Below are 22,937 nucleotides of genomic sequence, written 5' to 3'. Positions count from 1 at the left end.
TGGTGCGCCATGCGAAGCGAAGTGCTCGTGAGACCGGAGCAGCCCCATGAGGCCGAGGCCATACGGCGCGTGAACGCGCTCGCCTTCGGACGAGACGCGGAGGCCGCGCTCGTCGATGCGCTTCGCGGCGCGGGAGGCGTCACGCTGTCACTCGTCGCGCAAGTGGACGGGCAGGTGGTCGGGCACATCCTCTTCTCCCCTGTCGAGATCGACAGGGGCGGCAGCTACGACGTCGCCGTGGGCCTGGCCCCCATGGCCGTGCTTCCAGACCACCAGCGGCACGGCATTGGCTCGCGGCTCATCCGTGCCGGACTCGACCAGCTTCGGCGGGCAGGGCACGGCGCCCTCGTGGTGCTCGGGCACCCGGACTACTACCCGCGCTTCGGCTTCGCACGCGCGAGCCGCTTCGGGCTGCGGTGGGAGGTGGAGTGCCCGGACGAGGCCTTCATGGCCCTGGAGCTGCGCGAGGGCTTCCTCGGCACGCGGCCTGGCATCGTCCGCTACCGGCCCGAATTCAGCGCGGTGTAACGCCCGCCTCCCCCTCACGCGCACTCGACCCTTGCTCCAGGGCAGTATGGTTGATAAAAAAATCAATCAAAAGAACGAAGGAGCGGCCATGCCTCGTACGGCGGAGCAGTTCGAGCAGCTCAAGGGAGAGCGTCGGCAGGCGCTGCTGGGCGTGGCCCGCCGTGTGTTCGCGCGCAAGGGGCTGGCGGCCACCAAGATGGGCGAGATCGCCGCCGAGATGGGCATCAGCTACGGGCTCGTCTACCACTACTTCCCGCACAAGGAGACCCTGTTCGCCGCGGCGATCGAGGATGCGCTCCAGGCCTGGGAGACCTTCTTCGCGGACGTGCAGCGCACACCGGGCACGCCGTGGGAACGGCTCGAGACGGTGTGCACGCGGATGATCCAGAGCGTGTACGAGTCGCCCGAGACGCTGTTGCTCATCGTGCGCGCGCTCACCGAGGACGAGGCCCCCCGCGCGGTGCGTGACGCGCTGGCCCGCTACAAACGACAGTGCCACGAACAGGTCGCGGGGCTCATCGCGGAGGGGCAACGCACGGGAGACGTCGCCTCCGGTGCTCCCATGGACATCGCGCGCGCGATGATGGCCCTCATCCAGGGGCTGGCCATCAGCAGGGCCCTGGATGAACACGCGCCCCCACTGCCCCTCGAGGTGCTGCTTCGCCTCGTGAAAGCACCACCAGCCGCCGAGACGCGACGGCGCGATCCCGCTTCACGCCACCGCCTCGCCAGAACGTAAGACAGCCAGCTCATTCCCTCGCATTCGAGCCCCACCCGGAGACCCCACATGCATCGCCTCGCCTACAAGTCCCTGCTCGCCTCCCTGTTGCTGGGGAGCAGCCTGTCCCTGGCCGCGCCTCCCCCTGCCTATCGCCAGGAGGTGGTGGTGGCCGGCTCTCCCTTCCAGGGCGTCCATGGAATGGCCCTCGATGGCAAGGGACACCTGCTGGCCAGCAATCTGCTTGGCCAGACGGTCCACTCCATCGACTTGAACAGTGGCGCGGTGTCCACCCTGGTAGGGCCTCCGCTGGGCGGCGCGGATGACGTGGCCCTGGGGCCCGATGGCTCCATCTACTGGACGGGCTATTTCTCCGGCAAGTTGATGAAGCGCACTCCGGATGGAAAGACGCGCGCCATCGCCAAGGATCTGCCGGGCCTCAACTCGCTCGCCTTCCGCCGCGATGGCCGGTTCTACGTCACCCAGCTCGGCCGGGCCGATGCGCTGTGGGAGGTGGATCCGAACGGGAAGAAGCCTCCTCGTCAGGTCATCTCCAAGCCCGGCTTCCTCAATGGCTTCGAGTTCGGCCCGGACGACAAGCTCTACGGCCCGATCCTGCTCAAGGGACAGATCGCCCGGGTGGACGTGGACACGGGCAGCATCGAGACCGTGGCGGAGGGCTTCGCGATGCCGGTCGCCGTGAACTTCGACTCCAGCCGTGAGAACCTGTTCGTAGTCGACTCGGCGAAGGGCGAACTGGTCCGCGTCCGGGTGGCCACGGGAGACAAGCAGGTCGTCGCGAAGCTGCCCACCGGGCTCGACAACCTGGCGGTGGGCCCCGATGACCAGGTGTACGTGTCCAACATGGTGGACAATGACATCCGCGTGGTGAATCCCGCCGATGGCTCCGTCCGGCAGCTCGTCGAGGCGCGCTTGAGCGTGCCTTCCGGCATCGCCGTCGCGCCGGAGGACGAGGACGAGCAGCTCTACGTGGCGGATGTGTATGCCTTTCGCCGGGTGGGCGGGCGTGATGGAAAGATGACCCAGACGACCCGAGCCCTCTCCACCCGGATGACCTTCCCGATGAACGTGAGCCTGGGCGCGAAGCACGTGGTGCTCAGCAGTGCCTATCTGGCCAGCGTGCAGGTGCTGGATCGCGCCACGGGAGACATCCTGCGAACGATTCCCAACACGAATGGCGTCCAGGGCGCGCTCGAGCTGCCCGATGGCACGCTGCTCGTCGCCGAGGCCGCCACGGGCCGGCTCGTGAAGGTGGACGCCGCCGAACCCGCGGGGACCACGGTGCTCGCCGAGGGCCTGAAGGGGCCGGTGGGGCTCGTGGCCGACACGGAGGCCCAGGAGCCGGGGGTGTACGTCACCGAGGTGCGCTCGGGGAATGTGACCCGGGTGCGCCTGGCGGACGGAGCCAAGCGCACGGTGGCCAAGGGCCTCAAGGCCCCCGAGGGCATCGCCCGGCATCCCGACGGAGGGCTGATCGTCGCCGAGGTGGGCCGCAAGCAACTGGTGCGCATCGATCCGGCCACGGGACGCTCCACCGTGCTCGCGCGCAACCTGCGCATCGGTCTGCCCGAGAGCGAGGGCCTGCCACCGGGCTACATCCCCACGGGAGTCGCCGTGGGCCGCTCGGGGACCATCTACCTGACGTCCGACATGGAGAGCGCCCTCTACCGGTTCGTGCCGGTGCCCTGACGGGGCCGCACGTCCTCAAGACTCTCAACGAGAGTTGGCCTGCGCTGGTGGCGCACAGCCCGCCGCCCGGCCCAGGCGTTCGGACATGCGCCGCAGGTGGTCGATGAGCTCCGGCGGCTCGTGGACCTCGAAGTCGAAGCCCATGGAGCCGAGCAGCCACGCTACCGCCTCCAAGGTTTCCGCCCCCGTGTGCACGAGGCACCGGCCCGGCTCCTGCTCCTCGACACGGAAGGCGATGCCGGACAGCTTCGCGGAGACCGTCTGCGCCGGGGCGTGCACCGTTGCCCGCGTGCGCAAGCGGTAGAGGTCCGTCGAGACACGCTGCGAGACGTAGGCCGCCACGTCCTCGGCGGGCAGGGGCCGGGGTTTGAAGGCGCGTCCCGGCCTGAGATTCGGGCCGATGCGGTCGACGCGGAAGGTGCGCCAGTCCTCCTTCCCAAGGTCATACGCCAGCAGGTACCAGCGGAAGCGGGTGTGGACGAGGCGGTAGGGCTCCACGTGGCGCTCGCTCGCCTCGCCCTCGCGGTTGCCGTATTCGAAGCGCAACTGGAGTTCGTCGCGGCAGGTGTTCGCGAGCACAGCCAGCGTCTCGGCGTCCACCGTGGGCCCCGCCGCGTCTCCAAGCCGCACGCTCACCGCTTGCAGTGCGTTCACCCGGCGGCGCAGGCGTTTGGGCAGCACCTGCTCGAGCTTGCTCAGGGCCCGTACCGCCGCCTCCTCCAGTCCCGTCACCGGACCGACCGCCGCGGCGCGCAGCCCCACCGCCACGGCCACGGCCTCATCGTCCTCGAGCGGCAAGGGAGGCAGCTCCTTGCCCGCGCCGAGCTGATAGCCGCCCCCCACTCCCGCCGTCGCATGCACCGGGTAGCCCAGCGTCCTCAACCGGTCCACATCCCGGCGGACACTGCGCTCGGTGACCCCGAGCTGGCTCGCCAGCTCCCCGCCCGCCCAGAAGCGCTGGGACTGCAACAGGGACAGCACCTTGAGCAGCCGGGCCGACGTCTGAACCATGGAAGGGCACCTCGAATCGCGGACCGAATCTGTCCGCGACCCTTCCTACCTTCTCCTGGTCACCGGGGCGAGCCCGAAGACGCCCCCTTCCTTGGAGTTCCACCATGACGACCTCTTCCTCCACCTCCGCCCAGTCCTCCCGCGTCCAGAGCTTCAAGGGCAGTTGCCAGTGCGGCGCCGTGCGCTTCGAGCTCGACCTCGACCCGAGCGCGGGGACGATCCGCTGCAACTGCACCAGTTGCACCAAGACGGGCTGGTGGAGCGCGGTCGTCAAGCCGGAGGCCTTCCGGCTCGTGGCCGGCCGGGAGGCGCTGGGCGACTACTCGCGCTCGGAGGCCTCCCACGCGCGCTTCTGCGGCACGTGCGGTGTCCGCACGTTCAGCCATGGAAACGTGCCGGAGCTGGGGGGCGCCTACTATTCGGTGAACCTCAACTGTCTGGATGGCGCGAACCTCACGGGCATTCCGGTGCGCTACCTGGATGGGCGCCACGACACCTGGGCGGAGCTGGCCCAGGCGCCCTACGTGAGCCCCTTCTCTCCCATGGCCCATGCCCGCGCCTGAGCCGACCACGGCCGCGCTCGCCCTCCGTCTGTACGACCCGAAGCAGGAATCAGAAAGTACGAACGTCCCCCATGCTTGACTCAATGACACGCATCAATTGGCTTGCCGTTCTGGCGGCGACCTTCGCGGCCACCCTGCTTGGCGGAGTGTGGTTCACCGTGCTGTTCGGCAAGGCCTATGCCTCCATCCTCGGCCGGGCGCATGACCCGAAGACGAAGCCCGCCCCCCTCTTCATCCTGGGGCCACTCGTCTGCTCGCTGCTCACGATCATCACCAGCGCCATCCTGATGAAGGCCCTGAACATCTTCTCCGTCGGTGACGCCATGGCCTTCGGGGGGGTGGTCGGCCTGGGCTATCTCGTCGCGACCATGGCGAACACCTCCATCAACCCCAACATGCCCCGTCCGCTGATGTACAGCCTGGTCAGCGGGCCCTATTTCTTCCTCATGAGCATCATCTCCAGCCTCATCCTCGTGGCGATTCCGTAGCGGCGGGGGAGCCGTCAGCCGTGCCTGGAGCGGGAGGCCCAGGTGTTTTCTCATCGGGTGCCGCAACAAACCGCTCACCCGAATCGATAATCTATTTGTCCCTTTGTTTTGCCTGGATTTTCACCCATGAATCGCGTCTCCACTGACAGCGCAGGGCAAGCCAGATGGGACGGCTTCACCGCCCTCGGTCCCGTCCCCGAGGGCGGTGAATCAGGGAGTCAATGCGGGCGCGCCTGCCAGAGCCGATACGCGTTGAACAGCACGACGAACAGCAGGTGCCCGCCACCGAGCGCCCAGTACACCCACGTCTGAGGATCCTGCTTCATGGTGACTCCTTCTACCTTCTCGAGGGAAACGTCTCGTGGCGAGGTTCTTCGCCAGACTCCTTCGCTCTCCTGTGTTTGAGAGCAACGGATGCCGACGTCGATGCAAGACGCCACCATCCCCATGAATTGTTGGTTTGCTGTGTTGATGAAAGATTGTCGATAGACAGACGTGTCGTATCGAACCAGGATTCGTCCCGGTCAACCCACGCATGAACGCAGATCGTCAGTCGTGAACTCACGCATCTGGCTGTTGGAACGAGCGATCCTGGACGGCACTCCGGGATCGCTCGTTGTCTTTCCGGGCTGGTTCTGCACCTCGCTTTCCGTGGGTCACGCCATGGCTTGCGTGTCCCACCCCAAGAGGTCTACGGCGGCCGGTTCGTCCCACCCCTCCTCACGCCCAGACAGACCCAGGGACATTCCAGCCAGGAGAAACGGAGCACCTGCTCTCCCATCCTCCCTGTAGCGTGATGAACCTACATGTAGCACCATGTCGCTGTCAAGCGGGCTGATGCCTTCTTTTCATCCTGCTTATCTACGTCCTCCCGCCGTGAGCCTGACCCGGTGAGCCCTGTCCAGCTCCTCGAGCGGCTTCTTCCAGACGCCCCAGCCGGAGGCCGCCCCTGAAAATCCCCTTCAACGCCCCGAACGCTCGGGTGTTCTTCTGGGCATGGATTTCCCCTGCCCCCTCCGAGAGAGCCCGTGAGCGCCCACCGACCGCCCCTGCGGCTCGTGGTCTCGGCTCCCACGGCCCTCGAAAAGCCGTTGGCCGAGCGCGGGGATGATGACCTGATGCTGCTGGCCCGGGCCGGGCGGCAAGAGGCGTTCGCCGTCTTGGTGGAGCGCTACCTGCCCCGGCTCGTCAGCTTCTGCGGCAAGTTCATCTCCCATGCCCGGCTGGGCGAGGAACTCGCCCAGGAGGTGCTGCTCCAGACGTGGGCCCGGCGCCACCACTATCAACCCCAGGGTCACTTCGTCCCCTTCCTCTTCACCCTGGCCAACAACCTCTGTCGCAACCATGTGCGCGACGCAACGCGCCGCCGTCGCCGGGAGAGCGACGAGCCCGCCCCGGAGCGCGCCGCCCCCGAGCCCGCCCAGTTGGACGTGCTGCTGGAACGTGAACGCACCCGCCGGGTCCATGAGGCGATCGGTGCCCTCCCCGAGAACCTGCGCGAGGCGGTGCTGCTGCGCTTCGACCAGGGGCTCGACTACGCGGACATCTCCCGCACCCTCGGGTGCCGCGAGGTGACCGCGCGCTCCCGTGTCTTCCACGGAATCAAGCGGCTGCGCGCCAACCTCCACGCCGAGGACGAAACATGAAGATGCCCTGCCCCACCGCCGACGAATTGACGCGGCTGCTGGATGGCGACGTCGCCGAGCACCGTGCCGTCACCCTGCGCGAGCACGCCAATTTCTGCCCGGCATGCCAGGCCGAGTTGCATCGTGGTCAACGACTCCTCACCCGGATCGCCACCCCCCTGGCGGACTCGCGCCCGGCGGACGTGGAAGGGGTGATGCGGCGGCTGGGCTCCCGGCCTCCCCTCGCCCCTGCGTCCGCGCGTCCCAGGTGGAAGGTCGCCGCGGCGGCCCTCTCCGCTCTCGCCGCGAGCCTGTGCGTCCTCACCCTCGTTCCGAAGCAGGCGGAAACGGACTTCCAGCCCCGGGGTACAGGAGCGACGGAGGAGTGGTCCCACCGGGTCGGAGTGGATTTCCATGCCATGGAGCCGGATGCGCGCCGGCTCGAGAGAAACACCCCGGTGCCGCGCGACACCCCGCTGTTGGGCGTCTATCGCAACACAGACACCACGGGCGCCGTGTACCTGCTGGCCTTCGTGGTGGACGCGGGGAACACGGTACACTGGCTCTATCCTGGCTATATCGAGGCCGGGCAGGACCCCGCTTCAATCCTCCTGCTCCCCGGGCCCGGCGACACGCCCCTGCCCGAGACCGTGGTGCTCGACGCTCCGGCGCCGGGGCCCGCCCGGCTGCTGACGGTGTTCTCCCGCGAGCCGTTGCACGTGTCGGACATCGAGTCACTCCCCTCGGAACAACTCTCCACGGACGCCCTGCGCACCCAGCTGGGAGCGGCGATCCAGGTGCGGGAGTGGCCCATTCGCTTCACCCCTTGAGCCGCACCCCTTTCGTCCCCCGGAGCCCCTCATGCTCGCATCCCTCGCCCTCACCGTGGCACTGGCCACGGCCGTGGGGGGTGAGCGTCCATCGCTCGCCCAGACCTATGCCTTGATCATCGGCAACAACCAGAGCCTCGGACTGCGACGGCCCTCGTTGCAGTACGCGGATGACGACGCCGTCAAATATGCCGAGCTCCTCGGCTCGTTGATGCCCGCTCGGAACATCGTGCTGCTGAGCGAGCTGGACCGGGACACCGAGCGGCTCCATCCCCAGCAGGCGAAGCGAGCCCGCCAGCCCACGCGCGCCAACGTGGAGGCGGCGCTCGACGAACTGGCCGCGCGAGTACGTGAGGACCAGGAGCAAGGGGCTCGGGTCTCCTTCTATTTCATCTTCGCCGGACACGGGGACGTGGACGAGGGACGCGGCTTCCTCGAGCTGAAGGACGGGGCCTTCACCGCGGACGATCTGGAGCGGACCCTGCAACGCATGCCGGCGGCGCAGTCCCACGTCATCCTGGACAGTTGCAACTCCTTCTTCGTCATCAATCCACGCAAGCCCGGGGGCAAGCGTTTCGCCACGGCGAAGGACGCCATGGAAAGCCTGGCGCGCCGGCTGCCCACGGTGGGTGTCTTCCTCTCCACCAGCGCGGAAGCCGAGGTCTATGAGTGGTCCGAGCTGCAATCGGGCATCTTCAGCCACACGGTGCGCTCGGGGCTGGCGGGTGCGGCGGATGCCAACCGGGATGGCCACATCAGCTACGCGGAGCTCAGTGGCTTCGTGGAGTTGGCGGCGCGCGAAGTGCGCAACCCCCTCTTCCGCCCCAGGGTCTTCGCCCGGGGCCCAGGGGGAGACAATCGCCGGGCGCTGCTGGAACTCGGCTCGGCCCAGGCAGTACTGCTCGAGGCTGGAGGAGGGGGGCCGGTCCGCTTGACGGTGAGGGACGCGGACGGCGGGCGCTGGCTGGATGCGAACGTGGAAGCCGGCTCGACGGTGAGCCTGCGACTGCCCACCGCCCTCGTCCAGGGCATGTCCGTCGAGCAGCCGACGGAACAGGGGGAATGGCGCGCGAACCTCGCCTCGGACAGTGGCACGGTGGACCTGGCCTCCCTGTCGTCATGGCGCGCCTCGGAACGCGCCCGAGGTCCCGGGGACCTGCTCAGGGCCTTGTTCTCCACGCCCTTCGGCCCACGAGCGCTCGCCGCTCTCGAGCGGGAACGCACCACCCAGCCCGAGCCGGTGTATGGCATTTCCCAGGAGGACTTCTCGAGAATGAGTCTGTTGCTCGGCTCATTGGCGGACATCGAGCGGGGCAAGCGCATGGGCCGGGCAGGGGCCACGATGGGTGCTGGAATCCTTGTCATGGTCGGGGGGGGATTGTTCTTCGGCCAGGGCAACCAAGACGCCGACAGCCTGGGGCTCGCCTATCCTACGAGGCAGGCTTTGCAATGGGGGGTCGCGGGACTGGGCCTGGCGGGGGTGGTCGCGAGTTCCATCGGAATGATCCGCTTGAGTGAGGGGGAAAGGCTCTCACGCCACTTCCAACAACAGGTGTCCTCCTCGGGATATGATCCCGCGCAGCTCGTGGCGAGGACGGAGTCTCAACTCCAGCTGCTTCTCGAACAGGAGCGGTCGGGCCGCCGGACCTTCCAGACCATCCTGTGGACCGCGATCGGACTGAACACGGCGGGCCTGATCGCCAATGAACTCCTCGAGACAGGCCATCCCAATAACAAGGCCTCCATCCGGTACGTGGGCACTTCCACCCTGACGATCGGCGCCGGCCTGCTCTTCGCCTCGTACTTCGAGAAATCCTCGGCCGAGCACGTGATCCGCATCTGGCAGGATGATCCCAGCATCAAGCGGCTGCCGCGGATGTCCATCCATCCACTCGACGGGGGCGGCATGCTGTCGCTCCGGGGTGAGTTCTAGGCTCTTTCGTAGCACCCCACTCCTGAAGGAGTGGCTGGATTTGACGTTGCACAACAAAGAAGGAGTGGAGTCTCATGCGTTATTCCCGATTCGGGTTGTTCACTCGTTCCCTGGTGGGGACCCTGGCATGCACCCTGACACTCGCGGTGGGCTGCGAGCCCGTGGAGGAGTTGGAGCCACGCAAGAGCGAGGACCCTATCGCGCTCGGAGAGAAGAAGGACGAAGTCGTCTTCGGCACGGATGACCGCCAGGACGTCTATGCGCACCCGGACGCCACGCTGCGCGCGCTCGCGCGGCAGGCCACCGTGGCGCTGATGCGAGCCGAGGACTTCGATGCCACGGACCCCAACAACGTCACCCTCCTGGGCCCGACGTTGGGTGAGTACCAGAACCTCTGCGCCACCGAGCGCTTCCGGGATGATCCGACGGCGGCCGGCTGCACCGGCACGCTCATCGACGATGACCTGGTGCTCACCGCGGGCCACTGCCTCAGGACCGACACGCAGTGCGCCAAGACGAAGTTCGTCTTCAACTACTACCGGACCGACGAGGGCGTGATGCAGACCCTCACGACCGAGGACATCTTCGGCTGCGCCGAGATCGTGGCGAGCAAGCTGGGGATTTACGACGGGAAGCAACTGGACCACACCGTCGTCCGCCTGGATCGGCCGGCCACGCCGCGCTTCACCCCGGCCCCGGTGCGCAAGAGCACCACCGCGCTGAGCCTCGGCCAGAACGTGGCCGTCATTGGCAGTGGCAGCGGTATTCCGTTCAAGATCGATTCCGGCGGCTCGGTGACCGATCCCGGAGAGGACGGGACGTATCGCTTCAATGCCACCACGGACACCTTCGGCGGCAACTCGGGCTCGGCCGTGTATGAGACGAACGACTATACGGTGGCGGGAATCCTCGTGAGTGGTCGCGAGTGGGACTACATCGAGAATGGCAGCTGCAACGTGGTGAACACGTGCAGCGAGACGGGCTGCTACGCCGAGGGCAGCATCTACGTCTATCCGGCCCTCCAGCATCTGTGCGCCGTCACCCACAATGCCAGCCAGCGGCTGTGCACCGGCCTGCCATAACGGAGGACGGCGCGCCGCGGCACGAGGTGGATGAACAGCATCTGTAGGCTATGCGCCGTCAAGGCCAGCCACGAGGGCAATTCTGCCTCGAGCGGGTTGCTGCTAGCATCCTTCTGCGATGCGACTCGGAGCGGGTCGCATCGGGGGGCGGTGCGCCAAGGCATCATCATCCGCAACATTCACCCTCAATCCCTTTCCTGGAGAGACTCCAATGCTGAACCTTTCGAACATCATCAACGAGCTGACCGAAGAGCAAATGGACCGCGTCCTCGAGTTCAAGGCGGGAGGAAAGTCGCACGGTTCCTGCGGGACCAGCAAGAGCAAGAGCAAGAGTAAGAGTAAAAGCAAGAGCTGTTCCTGGACGTCTGACCATAAGTAGAGCGGGCTGAAGAACAGGCTTCAACCCGGCGCCCCCCGCTCCTGTCCCGGTCATGGAACAGCAACCTCTCTATGTGTTTCCGGAGTATCTGGATCTCTACCCCTCGAGCGAAGACGAAGGCTTGAGTCTCCCCGGTGGTTCGGACGCGAGCACCGGCGCGAACGTCGACGAGCGCTTCATGGTGGTGGACACGCGCGCTCACCAGTCCTGCTACCTGGTCAACCGGGTCATCAAGAGCTACCTGGAGCTGTTCAGGAATCCGCGGACAGAGGCGGAGGCGCTGGAGGAACTGGCGCGCCGGGCGGGGTGTCCCCCGGAGGCCATCGCCGCCACGGTACGGACCTTCTTCCAGCGCATGCGGCGCGTCGGCCTGCTGCGCTCCGCGGGGGCGGACTTCCAGGAGGAGTCCACCTGGGTGTTCATCCCCGGGCAGGTGCTCGGTGAGTACCGCATCGGCGAGCTGATCGTGGAGAAACCAGACGTGGCGCTCCATCACGCGCAGCAGGTGGGCACCGGGATGCCCGTGGTGCTCAAGGTCTTCATCCAGCAGGGGCCCCGGGCAAACCGCGCGCGCAAGCTCTTCGAGCGGGAGTTCTCCCTCATGGCCGGACTGGCCCCTCATGAGAACGTCTGCCGCCTGCTGGCCTTCCACCCCGGGGAGCCCTGCTACGCCGCGCTGGAGCACGCCGGCAGCACGCCCATTCATCAGGCCATGGCGGAGACCGTCCTGTCCCTGCCGGAGCGAGTGCGCATCGGCGCCGAGGCGCTCGCCGCGCTCACCCACTTGCACCGCCACGGCTTGCTGCACGGCGATGTCCATTCGCGCAACTTCATGCTGACGGACGAGCACCGGGTGAAGCTCATCGACTTCGGCCTCTCGCGGCGCAGCGGCGACGCGGCGGAGGAGGTCTCCGTGCCCCACGGAGGCCTTCCCACCTTCATGCCTCCCGAGCGCATCGAGCCCGGCTCGCTCAGCATCAGCAACCGCCCGGGTGACATGCGCTCGGAGGTGTTCCAGCTGGGGGTGTTGCTCCACGAAATCCTCACGGGCCACGAGCCCTTCCCGAAGGGAGTGCTCTGGAGGCGTCTGGCGCAAGCCATTCGCAGCCAGCCCGCCCCCCGCGCGGTGCGGACTCCCGAGGGTGAGTGCATTCCAGCGGCCCTCGCCGACGTCATCGAGCGCGCCCTCGCCAAGGACCCGGAGGAGCGATTCCCTCGCGCCGTGGAGCTGCTGGAGGACTGGCGCGCGGCCCAGCGGCCCGTCCGGACCGGGAAGCGCGTCCGCCCATGAGCCTCGGAGGATGGATGCGCCGGGCCCGTCTGAAGGTGGATGCGCAGCTGAGGAGCAACGACTGCGGAATCAGCGCGGTGAAGACGCTCTGCGAGCGGCTCGGCGTGCCCATGAGTCGCGAGGCCATTGCCGCCGCCCTGCCCCTGGAGGCCGAGGGGCTGCGCCTCGACAGCATCAAGGCGTTTCTCCAGGAGCACGGCTTCGGGGTGCGCACGCAACCCCTGGACGTCAACGATGCCGCGGGGCTGGAGAGGAAGCTGAGCGAGTCCGCCCCGTGTCTGGCCACGGTGCGCGTGCGGGACACCGGACTGCTGCACTACGTGGTGGTCGACGGGGTGGAGCGGGGGTGGCTGCGCATCCTCAACCCCACACACGGGCAGGTGGAGCGCTGGCGGGTGGCTGACTTCGTCCAGCGCGCGCACACCGTCCAGGTTCCCCTGACGGAGGAGTTGTGGCGCAGCCGCATCCGGGGCCAGGTGAGGGAGGAGCTGGGGAGGTACGGACTCCAGCAGGAAATCCCTCCCAGCGAGGCCGAGGTGGCGGCGCTATACAACAAGCTGCTCTACTTCGGCCACGTGAAGCAGAACTTCGGGTTGAAGGACGAGGCCGCCGAGCGGGCCTTCCTCGCCGAGCTGCTCCACCAGCCGCAGCACGCGTCCGTTCCCCAGCGCTTCCGCGCGGTGGAAGGCAGTGAAACGAGGCGGGTGCTCACCGCGCCCGTGGTGCTCGCGGTGCGGCCGCCGACCTCGAGGGCGGAGCGGCAGGTGCCCGACGAAACGCCGGCCCATCCGCTCTGGCGGCTGTTGAAGGAACTCGGCGAGCTGCGCGGTATCTTGAACCTCTTCCTCCTGGCCGCCGTGCTCTCGTCCGCGACGACGCACACCGCCGTCTTCGTCAACCAGTTGCTCGTCGACGAGGTCATCCCTCAGTTCGACTTCGAAGTGCTGGCCACCTTCACCCTGGGCCTGGGACTCTTCAAGCTGTTTGACATTCTCATGGGGGTGTACACCCGGTACGTGTCGGTGCACCTGGGACTGGAGCTGGACCGCTACTTCCTGCTGCGCTTCGGGGAGCGGACGCTGACGGGCAGCCTCCAGTACCTGCGCTCCTTCACGCGGGGAGATCTGCTCGAGCGCATCAGCGACAGCCTCAAGCTCAAGGGATTCTTCACCCGCTTCTTCTCACGCATCGTCGTCAACGCCTGGGTCTCGCTCAACGCGATCGTCGTGCTGTTCGTGCTCAACTGGCAGGCCGCCACGCTCGTGCTGGTGACCCTGCTGCTGCTGGGCGCCCTCCTCGTGGCGGTGACGCCGGCGCTGCGGCGGCTGGAGAACGAGCGCTTCCGGAACAAGGCCGACCTGCTCTCCTGCATGGTGGAAGGCATGGAGGGAGTGCAGCCCATCCGGGCCTTCAACCTGGAGGCGCACTTCAGCGCGCAGTTGGGGGCCCAGACGGGGCGCTACCTGGAGACGCAACGCAAGGGGAAGCTGCTCGACCTCGCCAGCACCGCAGCCGTCTCCCTCGTCACCACGGCCGCCTCGCTGCTGCTCATCCTGCTGTGCGCCCGGGGGCTGATCGCGAACCAGACGGTCACGCTCGGACAGCTCCTCACCTTCATCGCCCTGTCGGCGAGGATCTTCTCCTCCTTCACCACGCTGCTCGAGGAGAACCTCTCGTTGCAGGAGAACCTCGTCATTCTGAGGCGCTACTTCGACTTCGGCGAGGGCGCGGCCCGCCGTGCCTCGCGCGCGCCGGAGGAGGACGTGCGGGTGGAGGTGCTGGAGGCGCGGGGGCTCACCTACCGCTACCCCTCGGGCCTGAGCGTCCTGGAAGGGGTGGACCTGACGCTGCGCAGGGGGGACAAGGTGCTCCTGATGGGGGCCAACGGGAGCGGGAAATCCACCCTGGTGCGCATGCTGGCCGGGCTCCAGCAACCCTCCGGCGGGACGGTGCTGGTCAACGACATCCCCCGTGAACTCCTCGGCGAGCGGGCGCTGCGGCGACGGGTGGTGCTGGTCTCGGCGGAGGACACGCTCTTCAACGAGACGCTGCGCTTCAACATCACCTTCGGCCGGCGCCACAGCACGCGGCACATCGTGGAGCTGGCCAAACGCATCGGCTTCTACGACTGCATCGTCCAGCACCCGGACTACCTGGAGCGGCTCATCGACGAAGGGGGGCGAAACCTCTCCACCGGCCAGCGGCGCAAGGTGCTGGTGCTGCGCGCCCTGCTCTCGGAGGCGGACGTGCTGATCTTCGACGAGATATTCCGGGGGATTGACCAGGAGTCGAAGGCCGCCATCGCCAGACTGCTGGGAGAGATTGACGAGCAGGCGATGCTCTTCATCTCGCACGAGTCCGTGGAGGGGCTGCACCTGAACCGCAAGGTCCTGCTGCGCGGCGGACGCATCCAGGAGGTGGGCGGAGAGGAGGCAGCGGACGGCACACCGGTCCGGGAGGTGGTATGGGCGGCCTCGGCTACATAAGGGAAATGTTCGCCCTGCTCGTGGGGAGCTTCGGCCTCGGGGCGGTGCTCTTCGCGACGGTGGAGGTGAATGCCGTCGTGCGCGTGCGCGAGGGGGAGGTGCTCTCCTCCCGGCCCCGCTCCGTCCACAAGGCGCCGTACGAGGTGCGGGTGGTGGCTCAGTACGTCAGCGAGGGGGACGAGGTGCGGGAGGGCCAGCTCCTGATGCTCCTGGACAACGAGGAGGTCGACGCCGCCGCGCGAAAGGCGGAGGCGGACTCCCTTTCCCTGGAGGAAGAGCTGCGGACGGTGGTGGAGCAGATCGACAACGCGGGCGAGCGGGCCGTGCGCCACCGCCGCCAGCTCGCCATCCTGCGGCGGAGACACGGGGTGGAGGAAGCCCAGGCCCGCGAGAGCCTGGGCGCGTTCTCCCGTCAGCTGGAGCTCGCCCGGGAGAAGCAGGCGTTGGCGGAGGTGAAGGCGGAGCGCAGCCGCGGGCTGCACGAGCGGGGGATGCTCTCGAAGGAGGAGCACGAGGCGGACTACCGCGGCGTCCTGGAGGCGAGGAGCGCCACCGCCGAGCTGCTGAGGCTTCGCCGGGAGCAGGAGGCGGCGGGGCTCAAGCTGGGGAGCACCTACCGTGATGAGCTCACACGCGTCGAGCTGGAACTCCTCGACGCGGAGGCGGCGCGGCTCTCGCTCCTCGAGCGGGCCAACAAGCTGCGCAGGGAGGTGGAGAAGCAGCGCGAGGAGAAGGAGCTGCGCGGCCGACTCGCGGCCAGGCAGGAAGTGCGGGCGGACATCCGCGGCACCATCCGCTATGTCCACAACACGAAGGCGAGCAGCGACCGGCTCCTCGCGGGAGAAATCCTGGTCGAGGTGGCGCCCGTACTGGAGGACGGGAGCGCGCTGTATGCGAAGTTCAAACTGACGCAGGACGAGGTGAAGCAAGTGCGGACGGGCCAGCGGGCCCACCTCAAGGTGGACGCGTATCATTTCCATCGGTACGGGGTGCTCAAGGGGCGCGTCCGCTACGTGTCCCCCCCGAACGATGCCAATGAATTCTTCGCCATCGTGGACCTGACCCCACCCCACCCGTTCGAGCTCCGCCCGGGCTACAAGGTGCGCGGCGAGATTGTCACCGGGCAACTGCGGCTCTACGAGTCCGTCCTGGCGAAGCTCTTCGATCGCGTCGAGGGGTAGCTTCCCGGGCCGCGGACGACGACAGGGCCCGCCCTCCTTTGATGGCGGCGTTGGAGACGAGCGCAGCCAGCACCAGCAGACCGCGCATCGGGGTCGGAACCGCGTCGACCCGTGAACCGGGTATTCCCTCACTTCAATAATTCAACAACTATGGAATCAAGGAGCGAGGAGCGGGAGAGGTCTGCTCGCCATAATACCAGTTAAATACCACGGGCGGGCTCGAGTTCGGGCAGGGCTTGAAGCGGGGGGAGAGCCGTTAATCCTATGTTTTAACTCGGTTTTTCGGTTGCAACGAAAACCCTGCTGGCGGTTATTTCCCAGAATCAGCAACTTTTCTGTCAAAGTTCCGATGCTAGAGGTACAAGGAGAGCAGTCCAATCTAATACCACCTGAGCATCGTCCCCCCCCAGCGCGCCAGGTGGCGCGCGACAGAGCGCGCATCAACCCGAAGTCCGCCACACCGCCCCTCCGCGCCCGAAGGGCGGTCACCGACCGCCGCCAATCCTTGGGAGGACTCGAGCCTCCGGTGGCGGTCGCGCAGTGGGCGCTTCAGTTCTTGAATAGGAGTGTCACTCACATGCTGAACACCGCTTCAAAACTCAGAAGGTTCACGTCGGGAATCGCGTTGCTCGCCACCCTGGCGGCCTGCACCGGGGCGCCGGACCTGTCCCAGCCCCCCGAGACTTCGCTCAACCGCGCCGGCATCTCCGCGCTGGCCGCCGCGTGGGCGCCCAACACCAGCTATGCGGTGGGGGCCCTGGTGACCTACGGCGGTGCGACCTACAAGTGCATCCAGGCCCACACCTCGCTGACGGGCTGGGAGCCACCGAACGTCCCGGCCCTCTGGGAGCCGAGCAGCGGTGGCGGGGGCGACACGCAGGCGCCCAGCGCACCGGCCAACCTGACGTCGCCGTCGAAGACCTCCACCTCCGTCGCGCTGAGCTGGAGCGCCTCGAGCGATAACGTCGGTGTGACGGGCTATGACGTCTACCGCAACGGCTCGCTCGCCGGCAGCTCCACCAGCACGTCCTACACCGTCGGGGGCCTGAGCGCCTCCACCGCCTACTCGTTCTCCGTCAAGGCCAAGGACGCCGCGGGCAACGTCTCGGCGGCCTCCAGCACCCTCTCGGTCACCACGAGCGCGTCGGGCGGTAACTGCACGGTGTCGCCGGGTGTTCCGTCGGGTCTGACCTCGCCCTCGAAGGACGCGTCGTCGGTCAGCCTGTCGTGGACCGCGCCCAGCGCCGGCACCAACTGCTCGATCGTGGGCTATGACGTCTACAACGGCAGCACCCGCGTGGCCCAGACGAATGGCACCTCCACGAGCTACACCGTCGGGGGCCTGAGCGCCTCCACCGCCTACACGTTCTCCGTGGCCGCTCGCAACGAGTCCGGGACGTCCGCCAGGAGCGCTGGCCTGAATGTCACCACCAGCGCGAACACCGGCGGTGGCGGCTCCATCATCCTCGGCTACTTCGCCCAGTGGGGCGTCTACGGCCGCAACTACCACGTCAAGAACATCGTCACGAGCGGCTCGGCGAGCAAGCTGACCCACATCAACTACGCCTTCGGCAACGTCACCAACGGCCAGTGCGTGCTGGGTGACACCTACGCCGACTATGACCGCGCCTACTCCGCCGCGGAGAGCGTCGACGGCGTCGCCGACACCTGGGACACGGGCGCGCTGCGCGGCAGCTTCAACCAGCTGCGCAAGCTCAAGAAGCTCTACCCGAACATCAAGGTGCTCTTCTCGTTCGGTGGCTGGACCTGGTCGGGCGGCTTCGGGCAGGCGGCGGCCAACCCGGCGGCCTTCGCCGAGTCCTGCTACAACCTCGTCAAGGATCCGCGGTGGGCGGACGTGTTCGATGGTATCGACATCGACTGGGAGTACCCGAACGCCTGCGGCCTCAGCTGCGACACGAGCGGGCCGGATGCGTACGTGAAGCTGATGGCGGCCCTGCGCGCGCGGTTCGGTTCCTCCGCCCTGGTCACCGCGGCGGTGCCCGCGGGCGCCGGGCCCATCAACGCGGCCAACTACGCCGCCGCGGCGCAGTACGTCAACTGGTACAACGTGATGACCTACGACTTCTTCGGCGCCTTCAACGCGCAGGGTCCGACGGCTCCCCACTCGGCGCTGACGGCCTGGTCGGGCATGCCGACGAGCAACGGCCAGGACAAGTTCTACACCGACGCCGCCATCCAGCTGTTCAAGAGCAAGGGCGTGCCGGCGAACAAGCTGCTGATTGGCATTGGGTTCTACGGTCGCGGGTGGACCGGCGTGCCGAACACCAACGGCGGTCTGAACCAGACGGCCACGGGGGCCGCGCCGGGGACGTATGAGCCGGGCATCGAGGACTACAAGGTGCTCATCACCAAGTGCCCCCCGACGGGCACCGTGGCGGGCACGGCGTACGCCTACTGCGGCGGTCAGTGGTGGAGCTACGACACGACGAGCACGATCGCCAGCAAGATGACCTACAAGAAGAACCAGGGCCTCGGCGGCGCGTTCTTCTGGGAGCTGTCCGGCGACACCAGCAATGGTGAGCTGATCAACGCCCTCCACACCAACCGCTAGACCATCCTGCGGGAAGAGGGGCGCGAGCTCGCGCCCCTCTTCCCGTTCTCAGGTGGAGAACGAGGTGCCGCAGCCGCAGGAGGACTTCGCGTTCGGGTTGTTGAACTTGAAGCCCGCGCCGGTGACGGAGGAGACGAAGTCGATCTCCGTGCCCGCCAGGTACTGGCTGCTCAGCGCGTCGGTGGTGAGCTTCACGCCATCCTGCTCCCAGAGGATGTCGTGGGGCTTGGCCTCGCGCACCATGTTCAAGTCATAGCCCAGGCCGCTGCAGCCCGCCGGCACCACCCGGATGGAGAAGAGGTAGCCCTGGAAACCCTGGTCCTGGATGACCTTCTTCACCTGGGCCACGGCGGCCTCGGTGAGCCGCACCGTGGGCGCGGGCGTGCCCTGGGCGGAGGGGGTCGTTTGAGCGGGGGTCGTCGTGGTGTCCATGTCGGTTGGTCTCCTTACAGGCGCCTTATAACGCCAGTCCCCCGGATTGCCATCCAACCCCCGGCTTCCGGGCGGCCAGGCCCCCGCCGTGACGCACGCCGCGTGTCCGCTGGCGGGCGCTTCCCACTCCCCAGGTGAGGTGGGATACCCACGGGCCCCACGGCTTCTGGAAGGAAAATCCCGGTGGGCGCGGGTTATATGGGAGTCCGATGGCCCCCACCTTCCGTGAATTGCTGTCCGCCACCAAGAAGGAGATCCGCGAGGTCTCCATCGAGGACGTCAAGCGCCTGTTGGACTCGCGCGCGCCCGTGAAGCTCATCGACGTGCGCGAGGGCGACGAGTACGCGGGAGGACGGCTTCCCGGCGCCCTCCACATCCCCCGGGGCTTCCTGGAGCTGCGCATCGAGGAGAAGGCCGCGCGCGACGAGGAGCTCATCCTCTATTGCGCCGGCGGCACCCGCTCGGCGCTGGCCGCCGCCACGCTGCAACACCTGGGCTACACCCGCGTGGCCTCGCTCGCCGGGGGCTACAGCCGCTGGAGCGACGCCCACCTGCCGGTGGAAAAGCCCCTCGTGCTCACCCCGGCCCAGAAGGAGCGCTACCGCCGCCACCTCATCCTCCCGGAGGTGGGCGAGGAGGGCCAGGCGAAGCTGCTCGGCTCCAAGGTGCTGCTGCTCGGCGCGGGCGGCCTGGGCTCGCCCGCCGCGCTCTACCTGGCCGCCGCCGGCGTGGGCACCCTGGGCCTCGTGGACGCGGACGTGGTGGACCTGAGCAACCTGCAGCGCCAGGTGCTCCACACCCACGAGCGCGCCGGCCAGCCCAAGGTGGAGAGCGCCCGCGTGGCCCTCGAGGCGCTCAACCCCGACGTGAAGGTGGTGCCCTTCCGCGAGCGCCTCACCTCCGACAACGCCCTGCGCATCCTCGAGGGCTTCGATCTGGTGCTCGACGGCGGGGACAACTTCCCCACGCGCTACCTGCTCAACGACGCCTGCGTCCTGCTCGGCCTGCCCAACCTCCACGGCTCCATCTTCCGCTTCGAGGGCCAGGTCACCACCTTCGTCCCCGGCCAGGGCCCCTGCTACCGCTGCCTCTACCCCACCCCGCCGCCTCCGGAGCTCGCCCCCTCCTGCGCCGAGGCCGGCGTGCTCGGCGTGCTGCCCGGCATCATCGGCCTGATGCAGGCCAACGAGGCCCTCAAGCTGCTGCTCGGCGTGGGGGAGCCGCTCGTCGGGCGCCTGCTCACCTTCGACGCGCTCGGCACCCGATTCCAGGAGCTCAAGCTGCGCAGGGATCCGCGCTGCCCCGTGTGCGCGCCCGGCGCCAAGGTGGAGCTCATCGATTACGAGCGCTTCTGCGCCTCGTCCGCCTGACAGGAAGCACCCCCATGCCCATCCCGGAAATCGACCCCGCCACCCTCGCCGCCCGGCTCGCGGGCCCCCCCGAGTCCCACCCCGTGCTGCTCGACGTGCGCTTTCCCGAGGAGCACGCCCACGTGGCGCTGCCCCGCTCGGTGCTCATTCCCCTGCCGGAACTGGACGAGCGCGCCGCGGAGCTGGAGGCCTTCCGCGGCCGGCCCATCGTCGTCTACTGCCACCACGGCGTGCGCAGCCTGGATGGCACCGCCTACCTGAGGGCGCTCGGCCTGGACGCGGTGTCGCTGCGCGGGGGAATCGATCTCTACTCGCGCACGGTGGACCCGAGCCTGCCCCGCTACTGACGGGGCCCTACTGCTGCAGGTACTCCTTCACGTCCACCTGCTGATCCGTGGTCTCGCGGCCCTTCACCTCCACGTCCACCTGCACCGGCTCCTTGAGCGAGGGCCCCTGCAGGATGAGGTGATGCACGCCCTCCACCAGCTCCAAGCCCAGGCCGGGGCTGTAGAGGCCGAGCTTCTGCCCATCCCGGAAGATCTCCACCCCGGAGATCTTCGAGGGAATGAGCTTGAGCCGGACCTTGCCCGTCTTGAACTCCACGGGAGGCAGTTGCTTGTGCTCGTTGGGCTCGCCGAAGGGGACCTCGAGCTGCTTGGAGATGCCGAGCTGCTTGTTCTCCAGGATGAGCGTGTCCTGCAGGTGAGCCCCCGACGCGTCCCGCAGGGGCGTGCTGCCCAGGGAGGTGATGGGCGACGAGCTGCCGCAGCGCGCGTTGTGCCGCACGGAGACCTCGACGGGGATGTTCGTCTCCAGTGAGATGTAGATGCCCTGGCCGTCCATGGCCGTGCTGCCGAGCATCTCCAGCAGCGGTTTGTGGAAGACGAGCCCCGCGCCCACCAGCGCCACCACCGCGACACCGCCCAGCAGCTTCGGCAGGGGCAGGCCCCGCGAGCGCGCGGGAGCCGACACCTCGGCCTTGGCATCGGGAACGCTGTCCTCGTCGTCCACCACCGCGCGCGCCGTGGGCACGGAGGACGTGCGGCGGCGCACGGGAGGCGGCTCGGCCATCTCCGGACGGGTGCCCGTGCGCCGGCGGACGGGGGGCTCGGCCGGGGCCACGGCCGCGGGCTGCGAGCCCGTGCGACGCCGCACCGGCTCCGGCTCGGGAGGCGGCAGGAGGGTGCGCTCGGGATCCTCCTCCTCGGGAGGCGTGCGCACGCGCGAGGGGATGGCCAGGGCCGCGGGCGAGGTGCGCCGGACCTCCGGCTCCGCCGGCGGCTCCCCCGGGCGGTTGCCCGTGCGCCGGGGAACGGCGACTTCGGAGTTGGGACGCCGCGCGCTCGGCATCTCCGCGGGTGTTCCCCGAGCGGGCTCCTGGCGGCCGGACACGCGCGCCATGGACGCGGAGCTCGGCACGGACCGGCGGATGGACTCCGAGGGGCGGCGGCGCGACGCCACCTCCGTGGAGGGTGGGGCCTCCCACTCCTCGGCCTCCGGCTCGGCCGGTATCGGCAGCGCGTTCGACTCCGGGCGCTTGCTCGCGGGCGTGCGCATGGAGGTGCGCCGCGGCGGCGGCTGCATCTCGCCCGGAGGGGCCTCCCAGTCCATGTCGGGCGAGGGAGGAGGCGCCGAGGCCGCGCGCTGCATCGTGCGGGACGTGGTGCGCGGGGGCGGGGACGGCTCCCCGGTGGGGAACTCGGGCGCCGCGGGGGCCGCCGTCGCGGACTCCTCGCCGCGCGGCTCCGGATTGCCGCTGCGCCGCTCCTCTTCCAGCCGGTCCGCGAACAGGGCCTCCATCAGCTCGGAGATCTGCACCGAGCCGGCCACCCAGCGCTGGCTGACGAGGAACTCCTCCAGGGCGAGCTGGAGCTGGCGCGCGTCGCGGTAGCGATCATCCGCGGCCTTGGCCAGCGCCCGCATCACCACCGCGTCCAGCTCCGCCGGCACGTCCGCCACCTGGGAGGGCGGCAGGATGTTGCACTCGAGCGCCGCCTGGAGCGTGGCCAGCTCCATGTCGCGCTTGAGGGGGCGGTTGCTGGTGAGCATCTCGTAGAGCACCAGCCCGATGGCGAAGATGTCCGCGCGGCTGTCCAGCGGCTTGCCCGCGGCCTGCTCGGGCGCCATGTACGCGAACTTGCCCTTGATGGCGCCCGACTTCGTCATGGACGCCTGGTCCGCCGCCTTGGCGATGCCGAAGTCCACCAGCTTCACCGAGCCGTCGAAGCTGATGAGGATGTTCTGCGGCGAGATGTCGCGGTGCACCACCTTCAGCGGCCGGCCCGCGTCGTCCGTGCGCGTGTGCGCGTAGTACAGGCCCTCGCACGCCGCGGCGACGATGCGGATGGCCAGCGGCTGGGCGATCCACCCGCCCGCGTTGTACGCCTTGCGCAGCACCCGCCCCAGGTCCTCGCCGTGGATGTACTCCATGGCGATGAAGTAGGTGCCGTTGGCCTCACCGAACTCGTACACCTGGGCGATGTTGGGGTGGTTGAACTTGGCGGCGATGAGCGCTTCGTTGCGGAACATCTCGACGAATTCCGCGTCCTCCGCCAGGTGCGGCAGGATGCGCTTGACCACCACGTTCTTGGCGAACCCCTCGATGCCCCGCTGGCGCGCAAGCCACACCTCGGCCATGCCGCCAGTGGCGAGCTTCTTGATGAGCTGGTATTTCCCAAAGAGTTGAGGGTTCATCCCGGGTAGCTCGCCGGGGGGAGCAAGCGCGAAGTGAGAGA

18 protein-coding genes are annotated in these 22,937 nt (G+C 68.2%); 15 read left to right on the top strand and 3 right to left on the bottom strand.

Annotated elements, in window-relative coordinates; all coding sequences use genetic code 11:
- Window positions 1-9: 9 nt before the first annotated feature.
- From F0U63_RS14105 to F0U63_RS14095, 3 genes are all read left to right on the top strand, one after another.
- Window positions 10-528 (top strand): GNAT family N-acetyltransferase, encoded by a 519-nt coding sequence (locus F0U63_RS14105; RefSeq protein ID WP_395846421.1) that lies wholly within the window; start codon window positions 10-12, stop codon window positions 526-528.
- 88 nt (window positions 529-616) lie between these two features.
- Entirely contained in the window at window positions 617-1,267 is a 651-nt protein-coding gene (locus tag F0U63_RS14100) for a TetR/AcrR family transcriptional regulator (RefSeq protein ID WP_395846420.1), read from the top strand.
- A 48-nt stretch (window positions 1,268-1,315) separates the two neighbouring features.
- Window positions 1,316-2,956: an SMP-30/gluconolactonase/LRE family protein gene (locus F0U63_RS14095; RefSeq protein ID WP_395846419.1), complete on the top strand. Its 1,641-nt coding sequence runs from the start codon at window positions 1,316-1,318 to the stop codon at window positions 2,954-2,956.
- Between the two features lie 24 nt (window positions 2,957-2,980).
- Here the strand turns inward: F0U63_RS14095 and F0U63_RS14090 are convergent, their stop codons facing one another.
- The gene (locus tag F0U63_RS14090; RefSeq protein WP_395846418.1) at window positions 2,981-3,967 is read right to left on the bottom strand and encodes a helix-turn-helix transcriptional regulator; all 987 of its coding nucleotides are present in this window, start codon (window positions 3,965-3,967) and stop codon (window positions 2,981-2,983) included.
- Window positions 3,968-4,071: 104 nt separating this feature from the next.
- On the opposite strand from F0U63_RS14090, the gene F0U63_RS14085 reads away from it, so the two are divergent.
- The 10 genes from F0U63_RS14085 (at window position 4,072) to F0U63_RS14040 (ending at window position 18,400) form a co-directional block, all read left to right on the top strand.
- Entirely contained in the window at window positions 4,072-4,530 is a 459-nt protein-coding gene (locus F0U63_RS14085) for a GFA family protein (protein ID WP_395846417.1), read from the top strand.
- A 71-nt stretch (window positions 4,531-4,601) separates the two neighbouring features.
- Window positions 4,602-5,018 carry a DUF1761 domain-containing protein gene (locus tag F0U63_RS14080; RefSeq protein ID WP_395846416.1) on the top strand — a complete coding sequence of 139 codons (417 nt, stop codon included), beginning with the start codon at window positions 4,602-4,604 and terminating at the stop codon, window positions 5,016-5,018.
- Window positions 5,019-6,046: 1,028 nt separating this feature from the next.
- Window positions 6,047-6,664 (top strand): RNA polymerase sigma factor, encoded by a 618-nt coding sequence (locus tag F0U63_RS14075; protein WP_395846415.1) that lies wholly within the window; start codon window positions 6,047-6,049, stop codon window positions 6,662-6,664.
- A complete protein-coding gene (locus tag F0U63_RS14070; protein ID WP_395846414.1) occupies window positions 6,661-7,473 on the top strand; it encodes a hypothetical protein in 813 nt (270 codons plus the stop codon). Before F0U63_RS14075 ends, F0U63_RS14070 begins: the two co-directional genes overlap by 4 nt.
- A 31-nt stretch (window positions 7,474-7,504) precedes the next feature.
- Window positions 7,505-9,406 carry a caspase domain-containing protein gene (locus F0U63_RS14065; protein WP_395846413.1) on the top strand — a complete coding sequence of 634 codons (1,902 nt, stop codon included), beginning with the start codon at window positions 7,505-7,507 and terminating at the stop codon, window positions 9,404-9,406.
- A 74-nt stretch (window positions 9,407-9,480) separates the two neighbouring features.
- A complete protein-coding gene (locus F0U63_RS14060) occupies window positions 9,481-10,488 on the top strand; it encodes a trypsin-like serine peptidase (RefSeq protein ID WP_395846412.1) in 1,008 nt (335 codons plus the stop codon).
- A 431-nt stretch (window positions 10,489-10,919) separates the two neighbouring features.
- Entirely contained in the window at window positions 10,920-12,158 is a 1,239-nt protein-coding gene (locus F0U63_RS14055; protein ID WP_395846411.1) for a serine/threonine protein kinase, read from the top strand.
- Window positions 12,155-14,644, top strand: a complete 2,490-nt coding sequence (locus F0U63_RS14050) for an ATP-binding cassette domain-containing protein (RefSeq protein WP_395846410.1) — start codon at window positions 12,155-12,157, stop codon at window positions 14,642-14,644. The genes F0U63_RS14055 and F0U63_RS14050 overlap by 4 nt, the downstream gene beginning before the upstream one ends.
- A gap of 5 nt (window positions 14,645-14,649) precedes the next feature.
- Window positions 14,650-15,825, top strand: coding sequence for an HlyD family secretion protein (locus F0U63_RS14045; RefSeq protein WP_395846409.1), 1,176 nt, complete (start codon window positions 14,650-14,652; stop codon window positions 15,823-15,825).
- A gap of 577 nt (window positions 15,826-16,402) precedes the next feature.
- Entirely contained in the window at window positions 16,403-18,400 is a 1,998-nt protein-coding gene (locus F0U63_RS14040; RefSeq protein WP_395846408.1) for a glycosyl hydrolase family 18 protein, read from the top strand.
- A gap of 48 nt (window positions 18,401-18,448) precedes the next feature.
- Here F0U63_RS14040 and F0U63_RS14035 read toward each other — a convergent pair whose 3' ends face one another.
- Window positions 18,449-18,832, bottom strand: a complete 384-nt coding sequence (locus tag F0U63_RS14035; protein ID WP_395846407.1) for a HesB/IscA family protein — start codon at window positions 18,830-18,832, stop codon at window positions 18,449-18,451.
- A 209-nt stretch (window positions 18,833-19,041) separates the two neighbouring features.
- Here F0U63_RS14035 and moeB point away from each other — a divergent pair, with 209 nt between their 5' ends.
- Complete coding sequence (gene moeB / locus F0U63_RS14030; RefSeq protein ID WP_395846406.1) at window positions 19,042-20,202, top strand: molybdopterin-synthase adenylyltransferase MoeB; 1,161 nt, start codon at window positions 19,042-19,044, stop codon at window positions 20,200-20,202.
- A gap of 14 nt (window positions 20,203-20,216) precedes the next feature.
- Window positions 20,217-20,549, top strand: a complete 333-nt coding sequence (locus tag F0U63_RS14025) for a rhodanese-like domain-containing protein (protein ID WP_395846405.1) — start codon at window positions 20,217-20,219, stop codon at window positions 20,547-20,549.
- A gap of 7 nt (window positions 20,550-20,556) precedes the next feature.
- Here F0U63_RS14025 and F0U63_RS14020 read toward each other — a convergent pair whose 3' ends face one another.
- A complete protein-coding gene (locus F0U63_RS14020; RefSeq protein WP_395846404.1) occupies window positions 20,557-22,896 on the bottom strand; it encodes a serine/threonine protein kinase in 2,340 nt (779 codons plus the stop codon).
- Window positions 22,897-22,937: the final 41 nt, after the last annotated feature.

It is taken from the genome of Cystobacter fuscus (assembly GCF_044360685.1).
Lineage (GTDB): Bacteria > Myxococcota > Myxococcia > Myxococcales > Myxococcaceae > Cystobacter > Cystobacter fuscus_C.
This window is presented reverse-complemented; position numbering and strand designations above follow the sequence as displayed.

Bases quoted from the DNA above. Each gene is read 5' to 3' on its own strand.
- F0U63_RS14105 (WP_395846421.1), top strand. From the start codon at position 10: ATGCGAAGCGAAGTGCTCGTGAGACCGGAGCAGCCCCATGAGGCCGAG.
- F0U63_RS14100 (WP_395846420.1), top strand. From the start codon at position 617: ATGCCTCGTACGGCGGAGCAGTTCGAGCAGCTCAAGGGAGAGCGTCGG.
- F0U63_RS14095 (WP_395846419.1), top strand. From the start codon at position 1,316: ATGCATCGCCTCGCCTACAAGTCCCTGCTCGCCTCCCTGTTGCTGGGG.
- F0U63_RS14090 (WP_395846418.1), bottom strand. From the start codon at position 3,967: ATGGTTCAGACGTCGGCCCGGCTGCTCAAGGTGCTGTCCCTGTTGCAG.
- F0U63_RS14085 (WP_395846417.1), top strand. From the start codon at position 4,072: ATGACGACCTCTTCCTCCACCTCCGCCCAGTCCTCCCGCGTCCAGAGC.
- F0U63_RS14080 (WP_395846416.1), top strand. From the start codon at position 4,602: ATGCTTGACTCAATGACACGCATCAATTGGCTTGCCGTTCTGGCGGCG.
- F0U63_RS14070 (WP_395846414.1), top strand. From the start codon at position 6,661: ATGAAGATGCCCTGCCCCACCGCCGACGAATTGACGCGGCTGCTGGAT.
- F0U63_RS14065 (WP_395846413.1), top strand. From the start codon at position 7,505: ATGCTCGCATCCCTCGCCCTCACCGTGGCACTGGCCACGGCCGTGGGG.
- F0U63_RS14060 (WP_395846412.1), top strand. From the start codon at position 9,481: ATGCGTTATTCCCGATTCGGGTTGTTCACTCGTTCCCTGGTGGGGACC.
- F0U63_RS14055 (WP_395846411.1), top strand. From the start codon at position 10,920: ATGGAACAGCAACCTCTCTATGTGTTTCCGGAGTATCTGGATCTCTAC.
- F0U63_RS14050 (WP_395846410.1), top strand. From the start codon at position 12,155: ATGAGCCTCGGAGGATGGATGCGCCGGGCCCGTCTGAAGGTGGATGCG.
- F0U63_RS14045 (WP_395846409.1), top strand. From the start codon at position 14,650: ATGTTCGCCCTGCTCGTGGGGAGCTTCGGCCTCGGGGCGGTGCTCTTC.
- F0U63_RS14040 (WP_395846408.1), top strand. From the start codon at position 16,403: ATGCTGAACACCGCTTCAAAACTCAGAAGGTTCACGTCGGGAATCGCG.
- F0U63_RS14035 (WP_395846407.1), bottom strand. From the start codon at position 18,832: ATGGACACCACGACGACCCCCGCTCAAACGACCCCCTCCGCCCAGGGC.
- moeB (WP_395846406.1), top strand. From the start codon at position 19,042: ATGGCCCCCACCTTCCGTGAATTGCTGTCCGCCACCAAGAAGGAGATC.
- F0U63_RS14025 (WP_395846405.1), top strand. From the start codon at position 20,217: ATGCCCATCCCGGAAATCGACCCCGCCACCCTCGCCGCCCGGCTCGCG.
- F0U63_RS14020 (WP_395846404.1), bottom strand. From the start codon at position 22,896: ATGAACCCTCAACTCTTTGGGAAATACCAGCTCATCAAGAAGCTCGCC.